This is a genomic window from Nonomuraea sp. NPDC050478 (assembly GCF_044458265.1).
Lineage (GTDB): Bacteria > Actinomycetota > Actinomycetes > Streptosporangiales > Streptosporangiaceae > Nonomuraea > Nonomuraea ferruginea.
Window position 1 is genome coordinate 88,916 of record NZ_JBITHT010000009.1, and the last position, 23,782, is coordinate 112,697.

The window sequence follows — 23,782 nt, forward strand, 5'->3', positions numbered from 1 at the left end:
GTACGCCGGACATATCTCCCCGAACAGGGCCCCTGCGCGGGGCTGTTGAACCCGGGCCGTGCGCTGCGCGTATCCCCGCGTGTGAGTGGTGTTCGCGCACGCGGCGCCCGGGAGGCGCAGGCGACCGGCCGGTCCGCCGTGCGGCTCCTGGGCGCCGCCGTGTTCGCGACGGTCTGCGTGTACGCGGCGCTCGGGACGCACGTGCTGGCCGGTGGTTCCGGGGCCTCCCTGGGGGTGGTGGCCGCGACGACCGTGGCCGCCGGGGCGGGCGCTTACCTGCTGGGCCGGCGCCGCCGGGGCAGGGGTGTGCTGGTGGCGGCCTCGTTCTCTGCCCAGTACGGCATGCACCAGGTGTTCAGCGCGGATCTCCCCGGTGCGGCGCACGTCCTGGGCCACGGCGCGGGCCACCATGGCGGGGGCCCGCTGCCCGGGATGGCGATGCCGCTCGCGCACGTGCTGGTCGCCGTGCTGTGCGCCTGGTGGCTGGAGCGGGGCGAGACGGCGCTGGTGACCGTGCTCGTCCTGCTGGGCTGCTCGCTGGCCGGGCTGTCGCGGCCGTCGCCGCGCGGCCCGCTGACTCCTACGCCTCTCCGGATCGTGCCCGCCGCCGGAGAGCCACCGGTACGCGGGCCACAGGTGCTCGCGTGGGCCGTGAGCCATCGGGGGCCACCCCGCTAGAGCAGGGAAAGACATCACCCGCCGACGGACCCGCGCCCTGACCACGGCACCGGTCTATCGCGCCGTGATCACGGCGCCGGAACCGCCGTCGGTCCGATCGTGCCGCGGGATGCCCGCCGCTGTGACCGGTCGCCGTCGCGCGGCCTGATCGTCATGGCCGGATACCGGCTGTGGCGGCCCCCCTCGCTCTCGTTCTTCCGGAGTTGACCATGACCACTGTCCACGCGCGCCCGGAGACCGTCACCGTCCGGCCCGCCCCGTCCTCCTCGCGGCGGTACCGCGCCTTCTGGCGCTGGCACTTCTACGCGGGCCTGTTCGTCGCCCCCGTCCTGCTCGTCCTGGCCGTCACGGGGTCCGTCTACCTGTTCAAGGAACCGTTCGAGGAGTGGCGCTACCAGGACGTGCGCACGCTCGCCGAGCCCGTCACCACCGCCCGCCCGCTGTCGGAGCAGATCACGGCCGCGCAGCGGAGCATGCCCGGCGCGCCCGTCATGTCGGTGATCCCGCCGGCCGCTCCCGACCGCACGACCCGGATCATCTTCCAGGGCGAGGACGCCGGCCCGTGGGCGGAGGGCGTCTCGGTGTACGTCGATCCGGGTTCGGCCACGGTCGTCGGCACGATCGACGACGCGGCCACGTTCATGCGGGTGGTGCGCACCATCCACGGCGAGCTGATGGCGGGCACCGCCGGCGACCGGGTGGTGGAGACCGCGGCGTGCTGGTCGCTGATCCTGGTCGCGACCGGCACGTACCTGTGGTGGACCAGCCGCGGCAGGCGCCCGGCCCGCTCGCCGAGGGCCAGGCTGCGCCGCGTGCACGCGCTGACCGGGGCGGGCGCCGGCGTCGTCATCGTGTTCCTGGTGATCTCGGGCCTGCCCTGGTCGGGCGTGTGGGGTGACGCGCTGCAGCGGATCCAGGAGCGGACCGGCTCCACCTACCCCGACGCCGGCGACTACCCGAACCGTTCGGCGGACCTGTCGGACAACCCCGACGCCAAGGTGCCGTGGGCCGCGGAACGGCTGCCGGTGCCGACCTCCCAGGACGGCGGGCACGCGGGCCACGACACGGGAGGCGGAAGCGCCTTGCACCCGGGCGCGCTCCCCCTGGAGCAGGCGCTGGCCGCCGCCCGGCCCGCCATCCGGGACTGCTCGCCGGCCGAGTGCGACCTGAAGATCCTCCTGCCGAAGGACCACGAGGGCGTCTACACGGTCGTCACCGCCCCGCGCCGCGACCCGTCGGCCGCCCAGACCCTGCACGTGGACCAGTACAGCGGCCGCGTGCTCGTCTCGTACGGGTGGGACGAGTACGGGGTGCTGGCCAAGGCGGTGGAGCAGGGCGTGGCGCTGCACGAGGGCCGCCGCTACGGCACGGTCAACCTGCTGGTGATGCTGGGCGCCTGCCTGGCACTGATCACGCTGGTCGTCTCGGGGGCGTGGATGTGGTGGAAGCGGCGTCCGAAGGGCCGGATGGGCGCGCCCGCCCGCCTGATGGACAGGCGCGCCGCGTACGGGGTGACGGCGATCATGGTGGTGCTGGGGGTGCTGTTCCCGCTGGCGGGCGTGACGATGCTGGCGGTGCTGCTGCTGGACCGGCTGGTGCTGCGCCGGATCCCGCGCCTGGCCGAGATCGTCGGCTGACGGCGCGGGCCGATCCGGGCGTTCAGCCGCGGCGGACGGGGACTTCCAGCCGGGCGGCCAGCTCGTCGAAGCCGATGCCGTACGTCTCCGCCACCGTGACGCCGTCCGGGCCGAGGTGGAAGATCGCCTGGTCGGTGTAGAGGCGGCTCACGCAGGCCAGGCCCGTCAGCGGGTACGTGCACTCCGGGACGAGCTTGGCCGTGCCGTCCTTGGCGAACAGCGTCATCATGACGAACACCTGCTTCGCCCCGATGGCCAGGTCCATGGCGCCGCCGACGGCCGGGATGGCGTCGGGGGCGCCGGTGTGCCAGTTGGCCAGGTCGCCGCGCCGCGACACCTGGTAGGCGCCGAGCACGCACACGTCGAGGTGACCGCCGCGCATCATGGCGAAGGAGTCGGCGTGGTGGAAGTAGGACGCCCCCGGCAGCTCGGTGACGGGCAGCTTGCCGGCGTTGATGAGGTCCGGGTCCACCTCGTCGCCCTTGGCGGCGGGGCCCATGCCGAGCATGCCGTTCTCGGTGTGCAGGATGACGCCCGAGTCGGCCGGCAGGTGGTCGGCGACCGTGGTGGGCTGGCCGATGCCGAGGTTGACGAACGCGCCGCGCGGGATGTCGCGGGCGACCACGGCGGCCAGCTCCTCGCGGCCGAGCGGGCCGCGGCCCGGATGCTCGACGGTGCTCATGCTGCCTCCCCCGCCTTCGTGTCCAGGATCCGGTCGACGTAGACGCAGGGGGTGACGACGGTCTCGGGGTCCAGGTCGCCGACCTCGACCACGTGGCTCACCTGCGCGATCGTCAGGGCGGCCGCGGTCGCCATGACCGGGCCGAAGTTGCGCGCGGTCTTGCGGTAGACGAGGTTGCCGAGCCGGTCGCCGGCGTGCGCTGCGATGAGCGCCACGTCGCCCTTGATCGGGTACTCCAGCACGTGGTCGCGGCCGTCGATGGTGCGCGTCTCCTTGCCCTCGGCCAGCGGCGTGCCTGCGCCGGTGGGGCAGTAGAACGCGCCGATGCCGGCCCCGGCGGCGCGCATCCGCTCGGCGAGCGTGCCCTGCGGCACCACCTCAAGCTCGATCTCGCCCGCGCGGTAGAGGCCGTCGAACACCCACGAGTCGCTCTGCCTCGGGAACGAGCAGATCATCTTGCGTACCCGGCCTGCGGCGAGCAGCGCCGCCAGGCCGGTGTCGCCGTTGCCCGCGTTGTTGCTGACCACGGTCAGGTCCTTGGCGCCCTGCCGGATCAGCGCGTCGATGAGCGTGACCGGCATGCCGGCCATGCCGAAGCCGCCGATCAGGACGGTCGAGCCGTCCTCGACGCCCGCGAGCGCCTCGTCCGGGTCGGTGAGTATCGCGGTCATGCGACGCTCACGTTCTCCAGGACGACCGCCAGGCCCTGGCCGACGCCGATGCAGATGGCGGCGACGCCCCACCGCTCGCGCCGCTCGCGCAGCACGTGGGCGAGGGTGCCGAGGACGCGGCCGCCGGAGGCGCCCAGCGGGTGGCCGATGGCGATGGCGCCGCCCTTGACGTTGACGATCTCCGGGTCGATCCCCCAGGCGTCCACGCAGGCCAGCGACTGCACGGCGAAGGCCTCGTTCAGCTCGACCGCGCCGACGTCGTCCCAGCCGATGCCGGCCCGTCTCAGGGCCTGGTTGGCGGCCTCGACCGGGGCGTACCCGAACGCCTGGGGTTCGAGGGCGGCGGCGCCGCGGCCGGCGACGCGCGCGATCGGCTCGGCGCCCAGCCGCCGGGCGGCCGTCTCGGAACCGAGGACCAGCGCCGACGCGCCGTCGCTGAGCGGCGAGGCGTTCCCGGCGGTGATCGTGCCGCCGGGCCGGAAGGCGGGCTTGAGCCCGGCCAGCACCTCGGGCGTGGAGCCGGGCCTGACGCCCTCGTCGCGCGCGAGCTCCGTGCCCTCGACCGGGACCGCCAGGTCGTCGTAGAACCCGGCGCTCCAGGCGGCGTCGGCCAGCGCGTGCGAGCGGGCCGCGAACGCGTCCTGCCGCTCCCTGGAGATGGAGAACTTCTCCTGCAGCTGCTCGTTGGCCTCGCCGAGCGAGACCGTCCACTCCTTGGGCATGCGCGGGTTGACCAGGCGCCAGCCGAGCGTGGTCGACACGGCGGTGACGTCGCCGGCGGGGAAGGCCCGCGACGGCTTGGGCAGGACCCACGGCGCCCGCGTCATCGACTCCACCCCGCCGGCCACCACGACGTCGGCGTCGCCGCTCTCGATCGTGCGCGAGGCCATCATGGCGGCGTCGAGGCTCGACCCGCACAGCCGGTTGACGGTGGTCGCCGGGACCGTCACCGGCAGCCCCGCCAGCAGCACGGCCATCCGGCCCACGTTGCGGTTGTCCTCCCCGGCGCCGTTGGCGTTGCCCCACACCACGTCGCCGATGCCGGCCGGATCCAGCTCGGGCACCCTGGCCAGTACGCCGCGCAGCGCGGCGGCCGCCAGGTCGTCCGGTCGGACACCGGCGAGCGCGCCGTTGAACTTGCCGAACGGCGTGCGCGCGGCGGCGTAGACGAAGGCCGAACCCATCACGTCCTCCCCTTCTGTTCGCTATACGAACACACGTTCTTTATGCGAACAGTGTGTAGCTTAGCGCAGCACCCGCACCTACCGAAGAGGCATGAGATGTTGCCTTTGTCAGGGTGTCCGCATTTCCCATCGCGGCACCAGAGGGAGCGCGACACAGTGATCTGGGACGGCATCACCCTCCGGCCGGGCCACCACGAGGCCGGGGAGCGCGACGCGCTCGCCGACGCCGCGCGGCACGGCGACTGGGACGCGGTCTTCGCCCTGCTCGGCGAGCACCCCGGCTGGGTGAACAGCGGCAGACTCGGCGGCGCGACTTGGTACGCCCCGTTGCACCAGGCGGCCTGGCGAGGGGCCGCGCCGGAAGCCGTGCGGCGGCTGGTCGCGCTCGGCGCCTGGCGTACGCTGCGCACCGCCAGCGGGGAGCGTGCCGTGGACGTCGCCCGCCGTAAGGGGCATCGGCACCTGGTCGAACCGCTCACGCCCGCGATCCTCCACCCGGTGCCGGAGGGCACGCTGGCGACGATCCAGCGCCACTTCCACGGCCTCATCCGCCAGCGCGCCGAGGACCTGGTCACCCTCCACCGGCTCCGGCTGCCCGAGCTGGAGCCGCTCACCGAGCAGGCGGACCCGTCCTGCTGGTTCCCCGTGCCCGGCATGTACGGCGGGTTCGGCTACCGACTGGAGCCGCCCGGGCTCGTCGTGGAGAGCTGGTGTCGCGTGGTGGGCGGGTCGGGGCAGAGGCACGCGATAGACGAGGGCGGCGTACGGCTCCTCGACGAGGGCTTCGTCTGAGGCGGTCAGGGCTTCGCCGAGCCCGCCAGGGCCGCTTTGTCGATCTTGCCGGTGGCGTTGCGGGGCAGGGCGCCGACCAGGACGATCTCACGGGGCACCTTGAAGCCGGCCAGCCGCTCCCGGCAGTGGCCGATCAGGTCCTCCGGCGTGACGGCCAGGCCCGGGCGGGGCACCACGTAGGCCCGCCCCACCTCGCCCATCCGCGCGTCCGGCACGCCGGTCACCACGGCTTCGGCGACCGCGTCGTGCCCGGCCAGCGCCTGTTCGACCTCGGCCGGGTAGACGTTGAAGCCGCCGGTCACGTACATGTCCTTGGAGCGGCCGGTGATGGTGAGGTAGCCGCGCCCGTCGAGCCGGCCGCGGTCGCCGGTGACCAGCCAGCCGTCCCGCACGGCGTCCGCCGTGGCGGCCTCGTCGCCGAGGTAGCCGAGCATCACGTTGTGGCCGCGTACGAGGATCTCGCCGTCCTCCCCGGCGGGCACCGGCTCGCCGTCGGCGCCGGTCACCCGCACCTCGACGCCCTCGATGGGCCTGCCCGAGGTGGTGGCCACGGTCCGGTCGTCGTCGTCCACGGAGCAGGCGGTGACCGTGCCGCACGACTCGGTGAGCCCGTACGCGGTGACGACCTCGGGGAACAGCTCGGCCCGCATCCGGCGGACCAGCGCGACCGGCACCACCGACGCGCCGGTGACCGCGAGGCGCAGCGACGACAGGTCGTGCCGCGCGCGTTCCGGGGCGTCCAGCATGGTGATGTAGATGGTCGGCGCGCCGGGCAGGACGGTGATCCGCTCGGCCTCGATCAGCCGCATCGTCTCGCCCGCCTCGAAGACCGGCTGCAGCACCATGGTGGCGGCCCTGATCAGGCAGGCGAAGACGCCGGCCTTGTAGCCGAAAGAGTGGAAGAGCGGGTTGACGATCAGGTAGCGGTCGCCGTGGCGCAGCCCGGTCCTGTCGGCCCAGGCGCGGTTGGTCCTGACGTCCTGGGCGTGGGTGCACATGGCGCCTTTGGAGCGGCCGGTGGTGCCCGAGGTGAAGAGGATGTCGGCCACGTCGCCGGGCCGGACGGCGGCGGCGCGGGCGTCCAGCTCCTCGTCGCCGACCGAGGCGCCGGCGGCGAGGAAGTCCTCCCAGGTGGTGGCGCCCGGACGGGGTCCGGCGTCGTACGTGACAGCGGTCAGGCCGGGCGGAGCCGGGACGCCCGCGCCGGGCGTGAGGCCGAGCATGGCGAGATAGCCGTTGCCGAGGAAGCCGTCCTCGGTGAAGAGCAGCCGCACGCCGCCGCGGCCGAGCATCCAGCGGGCCTCGTCGCCCTTGTAGCGGGTGTTGACGGGCACGACGACGGCGCCGGCGGTCAGTGCGCCGAGCGCGGTCACCACCCAGCGGTGGCTGTTGGGCGCCCAGATGCCGATCCGGTCGCCGTGCCGGACGCCGGCCGCGACGAACGCTTTGGCCGCCTCCCGCACGCGGGCTCCGAGCCTGGCGTAGGTGAGCCGGACCAGGCCGTCGACGACGGCCTCGGCGTCCGGGTGCTCGCGGACCGCACGGGCCAGGACGGCGGGGATCGTCAGGTCCTCGTTCATCGGTCCGCTCCCAGCATCAGGCCGCTGGTCGGCACGCCGGTCCCGGCCGTGACGAGGACGTGCCGTACGGACGGGGGCTGGTTCACGGAGGTGCCGCGGACCAGCCGCACGCCCTCGGCGATGCCGTTCATGCCGTGGATGTACGCCTCGCCGAGCTGGCCGCCGTGGGTGTTGACCGGCAGCCTGCCGCCGACCTCCAGGTGGCCGTCGGCGATGAAGTCCCGGGCCTCGCCCCTGCCGCAGAAGCCGAGCTCCTCCAACTGCGGCAGCACCAGCGGCGTGAAGTGGTCATACAGGACGGCCGCGTCGACGTCGGCGGGGCGGAGCCCGCTCTGCCCGTAGAGCTGCCGTCCGACCAGCCCCATCTCCGGGATGCCGGTGATCTCGGGACGGTAGTAGCTGGTCATCATGTGCTGGTCGTCGCCGGAGCCCTGGCCGGCCGCGAGGATCAGCGCGGGCGGGTGCGGCAGGTCGCGGGCGCGTTCGGCGGAGACCACGACCAGGGCCTGGCCGCCGTCGCTCTCCTGGCAGCAGTCGAGCAGGCGCAGCGGCTCGGCGATCCAGCGCGAGGCCTGGTGGTCGGCGAGGGTGATCGGCCGCCCGTAGAACCAGGCCGCCGGGTTGGTCGCGGCGTGCTTGCGGTCGACCACGGCGACCCGGCCGAAGTCCTCCCCGGTGGCCTTGTACTCGTGCATGTAACGGCGGGCGAACATGGCCACCCACTGGGCCGGGGTGAACAGCCCGAACGGGCTGACCCAGGCGAAGGCGGCGTCGTCGGCCCCGGCGCCGGAGGGCGCGTCGGCCCTGCCGAGTCCGAAGCGCTGCCCGGACCGTTCGTTGAAGGCCCGGTAGCAGACGACCACCTCGGCGACGCCGGTCGCCACCGCCATCGCGGCCTGCTGGACGGTGCCGCAGGCCGCGCCCCCGCCGTGCGGGACGCGGGAGAAGAACCTCAGCTCGCCCATGCCGGTGCTGCGGGCGATGTGGATCTCGGAGCTGGAGTCGGCGGTGAACGTCACCATCCCGTCCACGTCGGACGGCCGCAGCCCGGCGTCGGCGACGGCGGCGAGCACGGCCTCGCAGGCCAGCCGGAGCTCGCTGCGGCCGGAGTCCTTGGAGAACTCGGTGGCGCCGATCCCGGCGATCGCCGCCCGCCCGGACAGCCCGCTCACGACTCCGCCCCGCCGGGCAGCCGCACCGCGACGGTGCCGGTGACGTGCGCGCCGAGGCGGTTGGCGCCGCGTACGGCGATCTCGACCCGGCGGTCCTCGTCGTGCTTGGCGGTGACGGTCCCGGTCAGCACCATGGTGTCGCCGGGGTAGTTGGGCGCGCCGAGCCTGATCTTGATGGCCTTGACCTCGGCGGCCGGTCCCGCCCACTCCGTGACGTACCGGTCGATGAGGCCGTTGGTGGTAAGGATGTTCATGAACACGTCCGGGGAGCCGCGCTCGGCGGCCAGGCCGGGGTCGTGGTGCACGTCCTGGTAATCACGACTGGCGATCGCCGTCGCCACGATCAGCGTGCGGGTCAGCGGGACGGGCAGCTCGGGCAGCGTCTCGCCGACCGTCACCTCGTCGTACGCGCGGCTCCTCATGCCGTCACCGGCCGGAACACCGGGAGCGACAGCTCAGGGTCCGGGTCGAGCCATTCGAGGGCGACCGGCATGTCGATCTCGACCTCCTCGGGGGCGACGCCGACCAGGTTGGTGACCAGCCGGGTGCCTTCCTCCAGTTCCACGAGCGCGACCACGTACGGGGGCTCGAAGGCCGGGTGGCGGGGATGATGGCTGACCACGTAGCTGTAGACGCGTCCCCGGCCGGACGCCTCGGCGGTGTCCCATCCGTACGAGCCGCACCGCGGGCAGCAGGGGCCGGGCGGGTGGCGCAGGGCGCCGCAGCCGTCGCAGCGCTGGATGACCAGGCGGTGCTCCCGCGCGGCCTCGAACCAGAACGCGTTGTCGCGGTTGACGGCGGGCCGCGGCCGCAGGGCCGCCGGCTCCCGGCCTCCGGGCGGCGTCCGAGCGGGGCGGAACCACAGCATGCGCCAGCGCTGGACGGCCACGGTCTCGCCGTGCTGGTCCAGGTACGTGCGCTCGGTGGTCACGAAGCGCCCGGCGCCGAGCGCGGTCTTCTTCTCGGGCGAGATCGACTCGATGATCTCGCGCACCCCGACGTGGTCGCCCACGGTCAGCTCGCGGTGGAAGGCGAACTCCGAGTCCGTCGCCACCACCGAGGTGTAGCCGCCCTCGGCCAGCAGCGCGATCAGCTCGCCCAGGCCGGACCCGTCGTCCTGCCCGGCGGTCGCGGCGGCGTACCCGCGCATGGTCCAGGCCTGCATCATCGAGGCCGGGGCGACGATCCCGGCGCGGCCGGTCCGGCGGGCGGCCTCCTCGTCGAGGTAGACGGGGTTGCGGTCGCCCATCGCCTCCACCCAGTGGCGGATCATCGGCACGTTGACCGGGTCGGGTCCGGGCCGCGGCGGCGCCGCCTCCCGGCCGGCGAACTCCCCCAGCCGTTTCTCGTAACCGTCCTGCTCTGTCTGGGCCAACGGGGTCCCTCCCTGAGCAACGCCTGCCGGCCTCCGACGTTAACCATCCGGGAGCCCCGGCAGGAGGGCGAATCCCGCTGAACGGGAGCGACGTCAGGCGTTCGAGCGACCGGCGAGCAGGAGGCGGCAGGCGATGCGCAGGTCGCTCTCCATCTGGGGGATCGGCAGCCGACCGTTGAGCCCGGACTGCAGCACCCCGTACCAGCACTGCACGAGCAGCCGCACCAGCGTGACGTCCATCGGGGTGGGCTCGTCGACGGCCAGCGTCCGCAGGATGATGTCGCGGGAGGTGTCCTCGACGCGTGCGGCGTCGGCGACCACGGACGGGTTGGCGGTGCTGGCCGACTGGAGCATCGCGGCGGCCAGCGCGGGCCGGCGCAGCAGCTGGCGGCTGGCCTGGACGAGCACGTCGGCGACCGCGTCCTCCGGGCGGCTGGCGGGCTCCGGGCGGCGGATGCTCTCGCTGAACCGGTCGATCTGCTCGGCCAGCACCGCGGTGAACAGGTGGGTCTTGGACGGGAAGTAGCGGTAGAGGGTGGCGATGGCGACCCCCGCCTCCTTGGCCACCTCGTGCATCTGCACGCGCTCCAGGCCCCTGTCGGCGCCGATCCGCGCGGCCGCCCCGAGGATGCGCAGGTGGCGGGCCCGCTGCTCGGGCGAGCTGGGCTCGGCCGGTGTCCTGACCTCGGCGATCCTCGGCACCTTCTCCCCCCGACCGGTCTGTGGGATGGCACGACCCTACACACCCGCGCGCCCGTGGACCTGGGAGTCTTCCACTCAACGGGATCCCGGGGGTGGAATGCCGGAGGGGGGTTTGTAGGTTCGAGTCGTCAAGCGCACGTTGAGGGGAAGCGATGACAGCCGAGTTCGCCGACGCCGAACCCCTGATCGACCCACCTACCACGGCCGAGTTCCGCAGGGCGATGGGCATGTTCGCCAGCGGGGTGACCGTGGTCACCGGCCTCGACGACGGCGAGCCGGTCGGGTTCACCTGCCAGTCGTTCGCGTCGGTGTCGCTGGAGCCGCCGCTGATCCTGTTCTGCGCCGATCACCGGGGGCGCGCCTGGCCGCGCATCAGGAAGAGCGGCCGCTTCTGCGTGAACGTGCTGGGCGAGGACCAGGTCGAGCTCTGCGGCCGGTTCGGGGCCGGCACCGGCCGGAAGTTCGACGGCCTCGGGTGGGATCTGTCCCGCTGGGGCGTCCCCGCGCTGCGCGACGTGCTGCTGCGGGTGCACGGCGAGGTGCGCGACGTGCACGTCGCGGGCGACCACGACGTGGTCATCGGTCTGGTACGGGAGCTCGAACCGGTCACCGAGCAGCAGCCGATGCTGTTCTACCGCGGCCGGTTCGGTCTCGGCGAGCAGCGGCCCGGCGAGCCCGGCGCCAACCTGTGGAGCTGGGGCGACTACTGAGTCCGGCCCGCGATCCCCTGGACAGGAGCAAGGACCGGCGCACGACGATCGTCCGGGCAGGAGCGTGGGCTGCCGCGGGGATCAGGACCGGTCGCCTCGTCCGGCGGTGAGCAGCCGGTCGATCGGTCCGGGGAGCCGTCCCCGATGCGGCACGCGGGCGGCGTGCCGGAGCGGCTCCGGCTCGGGGAACAGCGCGCGCGACGCCTGACGCGCGGCGTCGCGCACCAGCGGCGCCACCCGCTCCAGCGGCGCGCGGGAGTCGCCCGCCAGCGAGATGCCCGCGACCGGGCCCTCGGGCCCGCGGATCGCCGCCGCGACCGACGCGATGCCGGGGAAGCAGTCGCCGCGTTCGAAGGCCAGCCCGCGGCGCTGCCGGACGCGGTGCAGCTCCTGGTGCAGCGAGCCAGGGTCGCCGATGAGCGCCTCCACCCGTTCCGGCTCCAGCCAGGCGAGGATCGCCCGGCCGAGCGCGGTGGCGTGGGCGGGCGCGCGGCCGCCGACCCTGGACGGCACCGACCGCGCGAACGGGCCGCCCGCCTTGTCCAGGAAGCGCACGTCGGCGCCGTCGAGGACCGCGAGGTGGACGACCAGGCCGGTGCTCAGCTGCAGCTCGTGCAGCAGCGGCGCGGCGGCCTCGCGGATCCGGCCGTGGCCGCCGTCGCCGCCGAGCCCGAGCGCGCGCCGGCCCAGGCGGTAGCCGGACGAGGTGTGCTCCAGCCAGTCGAGCCTGACGAGCTGGTCGAGGATGCGGTGCGCGGTGGAGCGCGGCAGCCGGGTGCGGCGGGCGACGTCCTCCAGGGTGAGGAGGGCGGCGCGGCCGGCGAACGCGTCCATGATGAGCGTCATCCGCTCGACCATGGACGGCGGCGGCTCCGCGCCCGCGTTGAGAGGGGTCATCACACCTCCCAAATCTGAAATGAATTCTTGCGTGGACCCTAACAACGGGACGTACCCGTGGGAAGGCCCGGCGCCGTCACGCGCCGGGCCCGGGACTCCGGTGGGGTCAGGAGGCGCTGTGGCCCACCGCCCTCGCGTAGAACGAGCGGTCCACGTACCGGTCCTCCGCGATGACGTCCGCGTACTTCACGGTCTTGAAGGCGATGAACACCTTCTGCTCCGACTCGCCGGTCCCCTGGCGGATCTCCCAGTCGAAGGTGAGCGACGGCGTGCGGGTCAGCGAGTCGCGCGGCTGCTGGGTGCCCTCCGCCATGGCGTCCAGCACCTTGTCGTCCTTGATGTAGTCGCCGTCCAGGTAGGTGTTGACCGTGCGGATGTACGCGCGGACGAACGCCTGGAGCACCTCGGGCCGCTCCTCGATCATCGACTTGCCCGCGTAGAAGCCGCCGAGCGGCTCACCCGCCGGCTGCCCGCCGACGAGCACGTAGCTGTCCGGCTGGTCGGCCGCGGCCAGCCAGTACGGGTCCAGCAGCCAGGCGGTGTCGATGGCCTTGTTGGACAGCGCGGTCATCAGGTCGGCGGCCGGGAGCTGCTTGATCTCCATGTCCCCCAGCGTGATGCCGTGCTCGCGCAGGGCCTTGTCCATCGGGTAGGCGATCGCGGAGGCGGCGCCCACGGTGGAGCCGAGGGTCTTGCCCTTCAGCTCCTTCAGGTCAGGATCGGCCGGATCGGAGAAGATGTCGCGGCGGGCCCACAGCCCGGTCTGCGGCTGGGACAGGTCGGCCGCCTTCGGCTCGACGAAGTTGCCCAGCACCCACTTGATGTCCAGCCCCTGGCTGACCGCGTTGAACAGGCCCGCCTCGGTCCCGCCGTACGAGACGTCCACCCGGCCGGCGGCGAGCTGCGGCATCGCGTCGGCGAACGGCAGGACGGAGAACTCGATCTTCAGGTTCTCCTTCTCGAACTCGCCCTGCGCCATCCCGACGAAGATCGGCGCGAGGCTGCTGGAGCGGGACGCCGAGGTCATGCGGATGGTCGCGGGCTCCTTGAGCGGCTGCGCCGCGGGCGTGCCCGCCTCGCACCGGGCGATCTTGCGGTCCGGGCTCAGGTCGGCAGGATCGACGTACGAGTCCGGCCCGCAGCCCTCGACGGGCACGACCGCGCCGAGGTCGGTGGCGGGCGCGGCCGACGGCTCCCCGCCGCCACCGCCACACGCCGCGGCGGACAGTAACAGCAGCGCGGCGCCCAGGACGCGGAATCTGGACATGGGTTCCTCCAGGGTGAACATGCGGAAGGGGGTCAGGTCGGGATGATCGCGTTGTCGTCGGACGTCCACCGGATGAACAGCCGGCCGATGGCCTTCACCAGGAGCGCGAACAGGTAGCCGATGAGGGCGACGAGCACGATGCCGACGTAGCTCTGTTCCAGCAGCAGCAGGGTGCGGCCCTGCTCGATGAGATAGCCGAGACCCTGGTCGCTGATCACGAACTCGATGCCGACGAGCATCAGGACGGAGACGCCGGCGGAGATCCGCAGGCCGACGAAGATCTCCGGGAGCGCGGCGGGGAGCAGCACGTGGCGGAACATCTCCCACCGGTTGGCGCGCAGCATCAGCGCGGCCTCGCGGTAGCCGGTGGGCACCGCCATGACGGCCGACATGACCGAGATCCAGACGAAGAAGTAGACGGTCGCCGCGATCAGGACCACGACCGAGGTGTCACCGAAGCCGAAGATGGTCAGGAAGATCGGCAGCAGCGCCAGCTTGGGCACGGTGTACCAGGCCCAGGAGAAGGGTTCGAGCGCCGCGCGCAACACCCGCGACATGCCCATGAGCAGGCCGACCACCAGCCCGCCCGCGGCCCCCAGCAGGTAGCCGAGTATGACCCGGCGGACGCTGGTGACGGTGGCCTCGACCAGCTTGCCGTCCTCCCACAGCGCGACGAGGCCCGGGATCAACCGGCTCGGCGGCGGATAGAGGAACGGGTCCACCCATTCGAGCACGGCGCTGAGCTGCCACAGCACCACGAACCCGACGGGCACCGAGACGCCGAGCACGACCTTGGTCGCGTTCCAGCGGCGGCGGGTCCGTACGGGATGCAGTTCGGCCACCCCGGGACGGCGGTACAGCGTCGTGCTCATCGCGGGTCCTTCCCGGCGTCGAACTGGGCGACGACCTCGGAGTGCAGGCTCGACCAGAGCTCGCCGCGCAACTTGGCGAACAGGGGATCGGTGCGGATGGCGCTGGAGCGGGGGCGTTCGAACGGGACGTCGATGTCGGCGATGACGCGGCCGGGCCGCGCGCTCATCACGACCACCCGATCGCCGAGCAGCAGCGCCTCCTCCAGGCTGTGGGTGACGAACACGACCGTGCGCCGCCTGGCCTGCCAGATGGCCAGCAGCTCGTCCTGCAGCACCTCGCGGAGCTGGGCGTCGAGCGCCGCGAACGGCTCGTCCATGAGCAGGACCTCGGGGTCGATGGCCAGCGCGCGGGCGATGGAGACGCGCTGGCGCATGCCGCCGGACAGCGCGCTGGGGTAGACGTCGGCGAAGTCGGTCAGCCCGAGGCGGCCGAGCCAGTCGTCCACCGTCTCACGCCGTTCGGCGGGAGGCCGGCCGCTGAGCCGGAGCCCGAGCTCGACGTTGGCGCGGACGGTCTTCCACGGGTAGATGCCGTAGTCCTGGAAGACCATCGCGATCGGGATGCGGTTGTCTCGTGAGATCTCGACCGCGACCTCTCCCGAGGACGGCGCCAGCAGGCCCGCGATGATCTTGAGCAGGGTGGACTTGCCGCAACCTGACGGCCCCACCACGCAGAGGAACTCGTCATCGCCGATCGACAGGTCGACTGGTCCCAGGGCGTGCACGGTCGAGCGGCCGGTCGTGACGAAGGAGCGGGTGACGTCGCGGGCGGCGATGCGCCGGCCAACGTGATCCATGGGTCTCCCTGTCGGCGAGGGGATATTAGATTTAGCATTGCTATTATTAACAAGATAGTAATGAGAATAGAGACAAGTCAACGATCAGGAGGCAACGTGGCGGTCCGGCTGCTCGAAGGTGTCCGCGTGGTGGAGTTCGCTCTCCTCGAAGCGGGAGGTGTCGGCACCGTCCTCGCCGACCTCGGCGCCGACGTGGTGAAGGTGGAGCGTCCCGGCGGGGGCGACTACATCCGCCAGGTCGGGTGGCCGTTCGTGAACGGCGTCTCTCTCATGCACCACCACCTGGGCCGGGGCAAGCGCAGCCTCGCCCTCGACATCCAGCGGCCGGAGGGCGCCCGGCTGGCCGCCCGCCTCGTCGAGGCGAGCGACGTCGTCATCGAGGGCATGCGGCCGGGCGTGCTCGCCCGGCGCGGGCTCGGCTCGGCCGAGCTGCGCGAGCGCCATCCTGCGCTGGTGTGGTGCACGGTCTCCGGGTACGGCACCACCGGCCCGTACGCCGGGCTGGCCGCGCACGGGGTGGCGTTCGACGCCTGGGCGGGCGGGCTGCGGCTGGGGACCGACGAGCGGGGGTTCGCCTCGGCCGAGCTGAACGTGCCGCTCGGGACCCGGGTGGCGCCCCTGCTGGCGGCGAGCGCGATCCTGGCCGCGGTGCTGCGGGCGGCGCGCACCGGGCGCGGGTGCGCGATCGACATCGCCCAGGCCGAGGCGGCCGCGTCGGTGGACTGGCTGACGATCGAGGGGCACCGGGCGCATCTGCGGCCGGCGACCGAGGTGACCGGCAACCCGTCCGACGGCGGGGTGCGCCGCGAGCCGGGCACGGCGGGGATGGGTGACAGCGTGCGCTATCAGGTGTACCCGAGCGCCGACGGGCACGTCCTGATCATGGCGACGGAGCGGAAGTTCTGGGAGCGGTTCTGCCACGCGGTCGAGCGGCCCGACCTGCTCGGCGACACCCCCGGCGGTGAGGTCGCCGACCACGCGCTCGGCGACCACCGGCTGCGCGCCGAGCTGACCGAGATCTTCCGCACCCGTGACACGGCCGGCTGGATCCGGCTCGGGCTGACCGCCGACGTGCCGATAGCGCCGGTGAACTCGCCCGCGACCCTTCCCGCCGATCCGCACTTCGCCGCCCGCACCCCGTGGCTGCCCGCCGCCGAGTACGGCGCCGACCTGCTGCCGCTCCCCGTCCACCTGGAGGACGAGGAACTCGCCCGCCCCTCCCCCGCCGCCACCCCCGGTCAGCACACGGACGAGGTCCTGACCTCTCTGGGCGTCCCGGCATCCGAACTGGCCGAACTACGCGAATCCGGCGTTCTGGGCTGACCTCCAGCGGTCCCTGAAGACGACGCACCGCGAAACCGCCACCCTGGGTCTATTCAGGGCGGCGGACCGCGCCGTGAGGTCGGGGCGTCGTGGCCGGCGGTGACGGAGCCCGCCTGATCTGGACGCCCTTGCTCGGCGAGCTCAGAGCACCTCGATGGCCGCCAGGACCGGGTCGCCCGTGCGGCAGACCTGGACGTCGATCTGGACGGCGCAGGCCGGGCAGTAGAGGCGCCGCAGGACGAAACGGTCAGCGCCCTCGTACACGGCGCCGAGCGGGCTGCGCTCGGCCGGGGACGCGTCGGACACGACGAGGTGCTCGTACACGTTCCCGGCCGCGCCGCACAGCACGGTGCCGCACCGCCCGCACGCCACGACGCCCTCCCGGTGCGGCGCGTCGCCGGCCGGTGGGAGGAGGTCGAGGACGGCCGAGAGGGGACGGCCCTGGCGGGAGGGGGCAGGGGGCGCGGGCGGTCGGCCGATCCTGGCGTGCCTGCGGTCGTCGCGGCACCGGGACGTGGCGGGATCGTCGACGCGCAGCCCGTCCGGCCGCCGAGGGTCGCCGGTGACGACGACGCCGTAGTCGCGCAGCGCGCCGCGTACCGACACCAGGCCGTCCAGGACGTCGTCCAGCACGGCGGCCGGGTCGCGGTCCAGCGGGTCGCCCAGCCCGCCGCCGCCCTGGGAGACGGAGACCAGCAGCTCGCCCGTCCGGATCGGCACGGTCGCCGACGGCATGGGCAGCCGCCGCTCCCCCTCGTCCGCCAGTCCCGCGAGATCGGGCACGACGGCCACGACGCTCTGACCGCCGTACTCGCCCCCGCACACCCCCGCCGCCAGCGGATGCTGCAACCCCTGGCCGAACGACATCATGGTCATCGAGGCCCCGTCCCCGTGCGGGGTCAGCGCGTGCAGGGTGCCGACGCCGCCGCGGTGCCGTCCGGGTCCGCCGGTATCGGCCAGTTCGGCGCGCCGCTCGTACAGCAGCGGCAGGTACGCCTCGTTGACCTCGACGTTCGCGCACGAAGCGCCGGGCGAGGTGGTGTAGCCGGAGGAGTCCGCGCCGTCGCCGGACCAGGTGGCGCCGCCGCCGCCGGTGATCTCGTCGAGCGTCATGGTGGCGTACGAGGTGCCGTCGCCGCGCTCCCCGTGCACGGTCCCGCCCCCGCCGCCCGCGGCCTGGCAGCTCGCCATCACCAGGTGCGCCAGGTCCCGCGACGCCTCCAGCATCCTGGCGAGGCACGCGTTGACGGAGACCCGGACCGCCTGACAGGTGGCGGCGGTGCTCATGGCCACCCCGGCGGGCCACCGGGCGTGCACGACGGTGCCCTCGCGGCTGCGGATCCGCACGACCGGCCACACCCCGCCGGGCACCCAGGGCAGGCCGCCGCACAGGTAGATGAGCACGCCGCCGATCGCGAACCCGGCCAGCGCGGGGTAGGCGGCGTTGATGGTGCCGGGCGCCTGCGGGTCGCTGCCGGTGAAGTCCAGCTCCAGGTCGTCGCCGCGCTTGGTCATGGTCAGCCGCACCGCGTACACGGCCTCGGTGGTGCCGCCGTGCGGGCGGTACTCGACGTAGGCGACGTGCCGCCAGCGGCCGTCCGGCAGCGCGCGCAGCCGCTCGCGCAGCAGCGCCTCAGTACGCTCCAGCAGCCGGTCCATGACGGCCGCCACCGCGTCGGCGCCGTACTGCCCGCACAGCCGGCCCACCTCGGCGGTGACGCTCCGGTTGGCGGCCACCTGGCCGACCAGGTCCAGCCGGTTCAGTTCAGCCGTACGGGAGCGTACGAGATATTCGCGTTCGAGGTCGCGGCGCAGCCGGCCGCCCTCGACGATCCGCACCGGAGGCATGGGCACGGCCTCGTCGAAGATGGAGCGGGCGTCGTAGGTGATGCCGCCCGGGTTGGGGCCGCCCACGTCCGCCTGGTGGGCGGTGGAGCCGCACCAGCCGACGAGCTCGCCGTCCACGAAGATGGGCGCGACCACGACCACGTCGGGCTGGTGCAGGGTGCCGATGTAGGGGTCGTTGGTGACGAACTGGTCGCCGGGGCCGAAGCCGGGGTTGTCCGCGTAGTTCTCCAGGATGTCCCGTACGACCAGGTGCATCGAGACGACCTGGGCGAGCACGTACCGGCCGCAGCAGACGACCCGCCCGTCCGGCGCCATGATCGCGGTGTTGAGGTCCCTGGCCTCGGCGGCCAGGTGCGAGCCGGACAGCCGGGCCAGCACCGCGGCCGCGTCGTCGTTGATCGTGTCGAGCCGGTGCCTGAGCACCTCGAACGTGATCTCGTCGATCATCGCTGTTCCTTGTCAGCTCGGGGATCAGGTCAGGTGGAGGTGGCCGCCGGCGTCCATGCGCGCCCGGCGCCCCGGGGGGAGCACGACGGTGGTCTGGCCGGACTCGACGAAGGCGGGCCCGGTGATCTCGCAGCCGGCGCTCAGGCGGCGCCAGTCGTAGACGGCGCAGCGGTGCTCGGCTCCGGCGAACCAGGCGGCCCGCTCGTCCACCGGCTCGGCCGCGCCGCCCGGCCGCGTGACCGGGGGCGGCACCGGCACCGGGGCCACCAGCTCGACCCGGACGCCGACCGCCTCGACCGGGGTGCCGTCGGCGGCGGTGCCGGCGCCGACGATCTCCTCGTACCGCTTGCGGAACTCCGACTCCAGCCGCGCCAGCTCGGCGGCGTCCACCGGCACGGCGACCGGCAGCTCGATGCGGCGCTGCTGCCGGTAGAAGCGCAGGGCCACGCTGTGACGCAGGACGGGGGCGCGGCCGGACACCGCCGTGACACTGTCCACCGCGCCGGGCAGGTCCGCCTCGATGCCGCCGGCCAGCTCCGCCAGCGCGGCCGCCACGGCCGGGCCGGCCTCGGCGACGGGCCCGGGGACGAGGCCGCGCTCGACGCCGATGCTCAGGTCGCTGGACACCGCCCCGTACGCGGACAGCTCGGCGGCCAGGTTCGGGATGATCACGTCCGTCGCGCCGAGCCCGTCGGCGTACCAGCTCGCGTACTGCGGTCCCGCGCCGCCGAAGGCGACCAGCGCGAACGCGGACGGGTCGTGCCCGCGCTGGATCGTGGTGCGGCGGATCAGGTCGCGCATCTGGTCGGCGGCGATGCGGACGATCCCCTCGGCGGCGGCCACGACGCCGATGCCGAGCGGCTCGGCGATGTGCGCGCGGATCGCCTCGTGGGCGGCCGCCACGTCGAGCGGCATCGACTCGCCGAGCCTGCTCAGGTAGCCGAGGACGGCGGAGGCGTCGGTGAGCGTCGGACGGGTGCCGCCCCGGCCGTAGCAGGCCGGTCCGGGGTCGGCGCCCGCGCTGCGCGGGCCGACCCGCAGCGCGCCCAGGCCCCGGTCGAGCCAGGCGAGGCTGCCGCCGCCCGTGCCGATGGACTCGACCTCGACCACCGGGATGGCCAGCGCGTGCCGGTGCACCATCGGGGTGCTCGCCCGCTGCATGGCGCCGCCGATGACGAGCCCGACGTCGAAGCTGGTGCCGCCGACGTCGGTGGCGACGACGTTGGCGTGCCCCAGCTCGGCGGCGAGCGCGGCGGTGGCGGCGAGCCCGGCGACGGGGCCGGAGCGCAGGGTGTTCACCGGGGCGCGCAGGGTGTGCTCGACGGGTTCGGCGCCGCCGCCGGTGCGCAGGATCATCAGCACCCCGCCGAAGCCGTCCTCGCGCAGCCGTTCCTGCAGCGCGCGCAGGTAGGTGGCGACGACCGGGGCCACGTACGCGTCCAGCACGGCGGTGGACGTGCGCTCGTACTCGCCCACCACCGGGGCGATGGCGGAGGAGCAGGAGACGTGCACGCCGGGCAGTTCCTCGGCGACCAGGGCGGCCAGCCGCCGCTCGTGCCCGTCGTTGACCGGCGACCAGAGCAGGCAGACGGCGACCGAGTCGGCGCCGCGCTCGGCGAGGCGCCGGATGGCGGCCCGGGCCTGCTCCTCGTCGAGCGGCCGCACGACGGCGCCGGACACGTCGACGCGCTCGCTGACGCCGGCGATGCGGGAGCGGGCGACGAGCTGGTCCGGCTTGCGCCAGCGGACCGGCATGGTGACGTCCAGCTCGTCCAGGCCGTGCAGCTTGTTGGCCTTGGCGATGGGCAGCGTGGACTCGAACCCGGCGGTGGTGAGCAGGCCGACGCGGGCGCCGCCGCCGGTGAGGAGCGCGTTGAGCCCGACCGTGGTGCCGTGGGTGAGGATCACCGTACGGGACAGCAGCTCGGACAGGGTGAGGCCGAGCCCGGCGGCGGCCTGCCCGATGGAGTCGAGCACGCCCTGCTCGACCCGGCCGGGGGTGCTGAGCGCCTTGCCGACGCCCAGGCGGCCGTCGGAGAGGGTGACCACGGTGTCGGTGAAGGTGCCACCGGTGTCGACCCCGATGAACGCCTTGACGCCGCTCGTCTCCGTCTGGTTCATGCGGCGGCCCCGCCCGCGACCGGGAGGTTCACTCCGCTGACGAACGAGGCGGCGTCGGAGACGAGGAACTCGACGGCGGCGGCCACCTCGTCCGCCGACTGGCCGCGGCCCAGCGGGATGGTGCGGGCGAGCCAGTCGGCCAGCGGGAGCCCTTCGCGTTCGGCCAGCCTGACCAGGCCGGGGTTGGGGAACCGGGGGTCGCCCGGGTGGACGCCGAGCGGGCAGACCGTGTTGACCCGGATGCCGAGCGGGCCGAGCTCGCCGGCGAGCGCCGCGGTGAGGTGGTTGACCGCGGCGCGGGCCACGCCGACCACGCCGGCGTCGGCGACCGGGGTCAGGCCGGCGTACGAGGAGAGGGTGACGATGGCGCCGCCGCCGGCCGCGGTGAGCGGGGGCACGCAGGCGCGGGCGATGAGCCAGGCGGCGGTGAGGTTCCAGTCCAGGCCGCGCTGCCAGGCGTCCGGGCCGGTGGCCGCGAGAGGACCGTCGCCGAGCGCCGGGCCGGTGGCGCCGACCAGGTTGCAGCAGGCGTCGAGGCGGCCCAGCTCCCCGACGGCACGGGCCACGAGCTCCTCGACCGAGGCCGGGTCGGTGGGGTCGACCGGGAACGCGGCCACCGGCCGCCCGGCGGCCTCGGACACCTCGGCCGCGACCTCCGCCAGCTTCGCCGCCGCCACCCTGCCGGTGCCCGCGTCTCCTTGGGACACGTCCACGGCGTCGGCGAGGACCAGCCGCGCGCCGGCCCTGGCCAGCCGTAGCGCCGTGGCCCGGCCGATGCCGGGCGGGCGGGCCGCTCCCACCACCAGGATCGCCTTCGCGCTGAGGTCCATGCCACCTCCACTGATATTATTGTCTTATCAATCTTAACCATGATTGCTCTCTTTGAGCTAGGCTTGATCACATGACTTCACCCCCACTCGACGTCAGCGGCCGCCCGCTCGCCCTGCGGGCCATCGACTGGGACCCCCTGTTCGCCCCGCGCTCGGTCGCGGTGATCGGGGCCACCGACACCGAGGGCAGCCCGCAGCGGGCCCAGTGGCGCCAGGCCAGGGAACGACTGCTCGCGCGGGGGGCCCGCGCCGTCCACCCGGTCCACCCGGTCAAGCCCGCCATCGACGGCGTCCCCGCGTACCGCAACGTCCTGGACGTCCCCGGCGACGTCGACGTGGCGATCGTGCTCGTCCGCGACCCGCTGCCGGTGCTGGAGGACTGCCTGGCCAAGGGCGTGCGGTTCGCGTACGTGTTCGCGGCCGGCTTCGCCGAGCTGGGCACCGAGGAGGGGCACGCGGCGCAGCGGCGGCTGGAGGAGCTCGCCCGCGGCCCGATGCGGATCATCGGCCCCAACACGAACCTCAACCTCATCGAGCCGTGGCGCGAAGGCCTGCCCGGCCGCAAGCTCGCCGTGGTGACCCAGTCGGGCAACCAGGGACGGCCCGTCGTGCAGGGGCAGGAGCTGGGCATCGGCGTCCACGCCTGGGCGACCGTCGGCAACGAGGTGGACCTGGAGTTCGCCGACTTCGCCGCGCACTTCGCCAGGACGCCGGGCGTCGGCGCCATCGCCGCGTACGTCGAGGGCTTCGTCGACGGCCGCACCATGCGGCTGGCCGCCGACGAGGCGGTGCGCGCGGGCGTGCCCATCGTCTGCATCAAGGTCGGCCGCAGCGACCAGGGCCAGGCCATGGCCAAGGCGCACACCGGGCACCTGACCGGCCCCGACGCGGTGCACGACGCCGTGTTCCGCCAGTCCGGGGTGATCCGGGTGGACGACATCGACGAGGCGATCGAGGTCTCCGGCGCGTTCTGCCACACGCCGCCGCTGGCCGGGGACCGGGTGGCGCTGTGCGTCATGTCAGGCGGCACCGGCTCGCACGTGGCCGACCTGTGCGGCCTGGCCGGGGTGCCGCTGCCCCGGCTGGAGGAGCGTACGATCGCCCGGCTGCGCGAGCTGCTGCCCGGCTACCTGCACCTCGGCAACCCGGTCGACACGGGCGGCGTCGCGACCGCCCGGCCCGAGGGCCGAAAGGTGCTGGAGGCGCTGATCGAGGACGCCAACACCGACGTCCTGCTCGCGCCGATCACCGGCGTGTTCCCCGGCATGAGCGACGCCATCACCCGCGACCTGATCGCGCTGCACGAGCGGGGCGGCAAGCCGATCGTGGTCGCCTGGACGTCGCCGATCAGGGACGCCGACCATCGGGCGCTGTGCGAGGCGGGCATCCCGGTGTTCCACTCCTTCCGCACGGCGGTCCGCGGCATCCGGGCGATGGCGGACTTCTGGGCGCTGCACCGCGGCTACCGGGGCCCGTTCGCGGACGCGCCGCGCGAGCCGTCCGCCGCCTTGGCCGCCGTCCGTGGACGGCTCGTGCCCGGCTCGACGCTGGACGAGGTGGCCGCGAAGGACGTGCTGCGCGCGTACGGGATCCCGGTGGTGGAGGAGGCGGTCGCCGCGTCGCCGGACGAGGCGGTGGCGGCGGCGGCCCGCTTCGGGTATCCCGTGGTGCTCAAGGCGCTCGCCGACGGCCTGGCCCACAAGTCCGACCTCGGGCTGGTCCGGGTGGGGCTCCGCGACGCGGACGGGGTACGGGACGCGTACGCGGAGATCGTGGCCGGGGCCTCGGGGCTGCGGCTGACGGGGGTGGTGGTCCAGCCGCAGGTGACCGACGCGGTGGCCGAGCTCATCCTGGGGGTCAGCCACCAGGCGCCGTTCGGGCCGACGATCACGTTCGGGCTGGGCGGGGTGTTCACCGAGGTGGTGCGGGACGTGTCGTTCCGGGTGCCGCCGTTCTCCCGTGAGGAGGCGCTGCGGATGATCGGCGAGACCCGCGCGCCGGCGCTGCTCGCCGGCGTCCGCGGCCGGCCCGCCGGCGACCTGGACGCGGTCGCCGACGCGGTCATGCGCCTGCAGACCCTCGCGCTGGAGCTCGGCGACTCCATACGCGAACTGGACGTCAACCCCCTGCTGGTACGGCCGAGCGGCCTCGGAGCGGTGGCCGTCGACGCCCTGGTGATCACGTCCTGACGTGAACC

21 protein-coding genes are annotated in these 23,782 nt (G+C 73.8%); 6 read left to right on the forward strand and 15 right to left on the reverse strand.

All coding sequences use genetic code 11. The annotated features are described in order from the left end of the window. The first annotated feature begins 81 nt into the window (after positions 1 to 81). On the forward strand, positions 82 to 678 hold the full coding sequence (locus ACIBF7_RS37905; protein WP_364234381.1) for a hypothetical protein: 597 nt from the start codon (positions 82 to 84) through the stop codon (positions 676 to 678). Between the two features lie 209 nt (positions 679 to 887). Continuing rightward, entirely contained in the window at positions 888 to 2,315 is a 1,428-nt protein-coding gene (locus ACIBF7_RS37910; protein WP_364234378.1) for a PepSY domain-containing protein, read from the forward strand. Between the two features lie 22 nt (positions 2,316 to 2,337). Here the strand turns inward: ACIBF7_RS37910 and ACIBF7_RS37915 are convergent, their stop codons facing one another. Genes ACIBF7_RS37915 through ACIBF7_RS37925 form a run of 3 tightly spaced genes read right to left on the reverse strand, consistent with a single transcriptional unit; the run spans position 2,338 to position 4,852 of the window. Continuing rightward, on the reverse strand, positions 2,338 to 2,997 hold the full coding sequence (locus ACIBF7_RS37915; RefSeq protein ID WP_364234375.1) for a 3-oxoacid CoA-transferase subunit B: 660 nt from the start codon (positions 2,995 to 2,997) through the stop codon (positions 2,338 to 2,340). Further along, entirely contained in the window at positions 2,994 to 3,668 is a 675-nt protein-coding gene (locus tag ACIBF7_RS37920) for a 3-oxoacid CoA-transferase subunit A (RefSeq protein WP_148031159.1), read from the reverse strand. Before ACIBF7_RS37920 ends, ACIBF7_RS37915 begins: the two co-directional genes overlap by 4 nt. Beyond that, complete coding sequence (locus ACIBF7_RS37925; protein WP_364234372.1) at positions 3,665 to 4,852, reverse strand: thiolase family protein; 1,188 nt, start codon at positions 4,850 to 4,852, stop codon at positions 3,665 to 3,667. Before ACIBF7_RS37925 ends, ACIBF7_RS37920 begins: the two co-directional genes overlap by 4 nt. Positions 4,853 to 5,008: 156 nt before the next feature. On the opposite strand from ACIBF7_RS37925, the gene ACIBF7_RS37930 reads away from it, so the two are divergent. Beyond that, the gene (locus ACIBF7_RS37930; RefSeq protein WP_364234370.1) at positions 5,009 to 5,644 is read left to right on the forward strand and encodes an ankyrin repeat domain-containing protein; all 636 of its coding nucleotides are present in this window, start codon (positions 5,009 to 5,011) and stop codon (positions 5,642 to 5,644) included. Positions 5,645 to 5,649: 5 nt separating this feature from the next. On the opposite strand, the gene ACIBF7_RS37935 is transcribed toward ACIBF7_RS37930, so the two are convergent. The 5 genes from ACIBF7_RS37935 to ACIBF7_RS37955 form a co-directional block, all read right to left on the reverse strand. After that, complete coding sequence (locus ACIBF7_RS37935; RefSeq protein ID WP_397199277.1) at positions 5,650 to 7,224, reverse strand: FadD3 family acyl-CoA ligase; 1,575 nt, start codon at positions 7,222 to 7,224, stop codon at positions 5,650 to 5,652. Then, positions 7,221 to 8,396 carry a lipid-transfer protein gene (locus ACIBF7_RS37940; RefSeq protein WP_397199278.1) on the reverse strand — a complete coding sequence of 392 codons (1,176 nt, stop codon included), beginning with the start codon at positions 8,394 to 8,396 and terminating at the stop codon, positions 7,221 to 7,223. Before ACIBF7_RS37940 ends, ACIBF7_RS37935 begins: the two co-directional genes overlap by 4 nt. Continuing rightward, positions 8,393 to 8,818, reverse strand: a complete 426-nt coding sequence (locus ACIBF7_RS37945; protein ID WP_148031154.1) for a MaoC family dehydratase — start codon at positions 8,816 to 8,818, stop codon at positions 8,393 to 8,395. The genes ACIBF7_RS37940 and ACIBF7_RS37945 overlap by 4 nt, the downstream gene beginning before the upstream one ends. Further along, positions 8,815 to 9,771 carry a bifunctional MaoC family dehydratase N-terminal/OB-fold nucleic acid binding domain-containing protein gene (locus ACIBF7_RS37950; RefSeq protein ID WP_397199279.1) on the reverse strand — a complete coding sequence of 319 codons (957 nt, stop codon included), beginning with the start codon at positions 9,769 to 9,771 and terminating at the stop codon, positions 8,815 to 8,817. Before ACIBF7_RS37950 ends, ACIBF7_RS37945 begins: the two co-directional genes overlap by 4 nt. A gap of 93 nt (positions 9,772 to 9,864) precedes the next feature. Continuing rightward, positions 9,865 to 10,473, reverse strand: a complete 609-nt coding sequence (locus ACIBF7_RS37955; RefSeq protein WP_397199280.1) for a TetR family transcriptional regulator — start codon at positions 10,471 to 10,473, stop codon at positions 9,865 to 9,867. A 152-nt stretch (positions 10,474 to 10,625) separates the two neighbouring features. On the opposite strand from ACIBF7_RS37955, the gene ACIBF7_RS37960 reads away from it, so the two are divergent. After that, positions 10,626 to 11,183: a flavin reductase family protein gene (locus ACIBF7_RS37960; RefSeq protein WP_364234359.1), complete on the forward strand. Its 558-nt coding sequence runs from the start codon at positions 10,626 to 10,628 to the stop codon at positions 11,181 to 11,183. An 81-nt stretch (positions 11,184 to 11,264) separates the two neighbouring features. Here ACIBF7_RS37960 and ACIBF7_RS37965 read toward each other — a convergent pair whose 3' ends face one another. From ACIBF7_RS37965 to ACIBF7_RS37980, 4 genes are all read right to left on the reverse strand, one after another. Next, positions 11,265 to 12,080, reverse strand: coding sequence for an IclR family transcriptional regulator (locus tag ACIBF7_RS37965; protein WP_397199281.1), 816 nt, complete (start codon positions 12,078 to 12,080; stop codon positions 11,265 to 11,267). 106 nt (positions 12,081 to 12,186) lie between these two features. After that, positions 12,187 to 13,347, reverse strand: coding sequence for an ABC transporter substrate-binding protein (locus ACIBF7_RS37970; RefSeq protein WP_187281126.1), 1,161 nt, complete (start codon positions 13,345 to 13,347; stop codon positions 12,187 to 12,189). 32 nt (positions 13,348 to 13,379) lie between these two features. Beyond that, the gene (locus tag ACIBF7_RS37975) at positions 13,380 to 14,219 is read right to left on the reverse strand and encodes an ABC transporter permease (protein ID WP_148031150.1); all 840 of its coding nucleotides are present in this window, start codon (positions 14,217 to 14,219) and stop codon (positions 13,380 to 13,382) included. After that, a complete protein-coding gene (locus tag ACIBF7_RS37980) occupies positions 14,216 to 15,016 on the reverse strand; it encodes an ABC transporter ATP-binding protein (protein ID WP_397199282.1) in 801 nt (266 codons plus the stop codon). The genes ACIBF7_RS37975 and ACIBF7_RS37980 overlap by 4 nt, the downstream gene beginning before the upstream one ends. Positions 15,017 to 15,112: 96 nt before the next feature. Here ACIBF7_RS37980 and ACIBF7_RS37985 point away from each other — a divergent pair, with 96 nt between their 5' ends. Continuing rightward, positions 15,113 to 16,339 carry a CaiB/BaiF CoA-transferase family protein gene (locus ACIBF7_RS37985; protein ID WP_271278202.1) on the forward strand — a complete coding sequence of 409 codons (1,227 nt, stop codon included), beginning with the start codon at positions 15,113 to 15,115 and terminating at the stop codon, positions 16,337 to 16,339. A 141-nt stretch (positions 16,340 to 16,480) separates the two neighbouring features. Here the strand turns inward: ACIBF7_RS37985 and ACIBF7_RS37990 are convergent, their stop codons facing one another. Genes ACIBF7_RS37990 through ACIBF7_RS38000 form a run of 3 tightly spaced genes read right to left on the reverse strand, consistent with a single transcriptional unit; the run spans position 16,481 to position 21,585 of the window. Next, on the reverse strand, positions 16,481 to 18,634 hold the full coding sequence (locus ACIBF7_RS37990; RefSeq protein ID WP_271278201.1) for a hydantoinase B/oxoprolinase family protein: 2,154 nt from the start codon (positions 18,632 to 18,634) through the stop codon (positions 16,481 to 16,483). A gap of 24 nt (positions 18,635 to 18,658) precedes the next feature. After that, on the reverse strand, positions 18,659 to 20,755 hold the full coding sequence (locus ACIBF7_RS37995) for a hydantoinase/oxoprolinase family protein (protein WP_397199283.1): 2,097 nt from the start codon (positions 20,753 to 20,755) through the stop codon (positions 18,659 to 18,661). Further along, positions 20,752 to 21,585 (reverse strand): SDR family NAD(P)-dependent oxidoreductase, encoded by an 834-nt coding sequence (locus ACIBF7_RS38000; RefSeq protein WP_271278199.1) that lies wholly within the window; start codon positions 21,583 to 21,585, stop codon positions 20,752 to 20,754. Before ACIBF7_RS38000 ends, ACIBF7_RS37995 begins: the two co-directional genes overlap by 4 nt. 71 nt (positions 21,586 to 21,656) lie before the next feature. Here ACIBF7_RS38000 and ACIBF7_RS38005 point away from each other — a divergent pair, with 71 nt between their 5' ends. After that, on the forward strand, positions 21,657 to 23,774 hold the full coding sequence (locus tag ACIBF7_RS38005; protein WP_397199284.1) for an acetate--CoA ligase family protein: 2,118 nt from the start codon (positions 21,657 to 21,659) through the stop codon (positions 23,772 to 23,774). Positions 23,775 to 23,782: the final 8 nt, after the last annotated feature.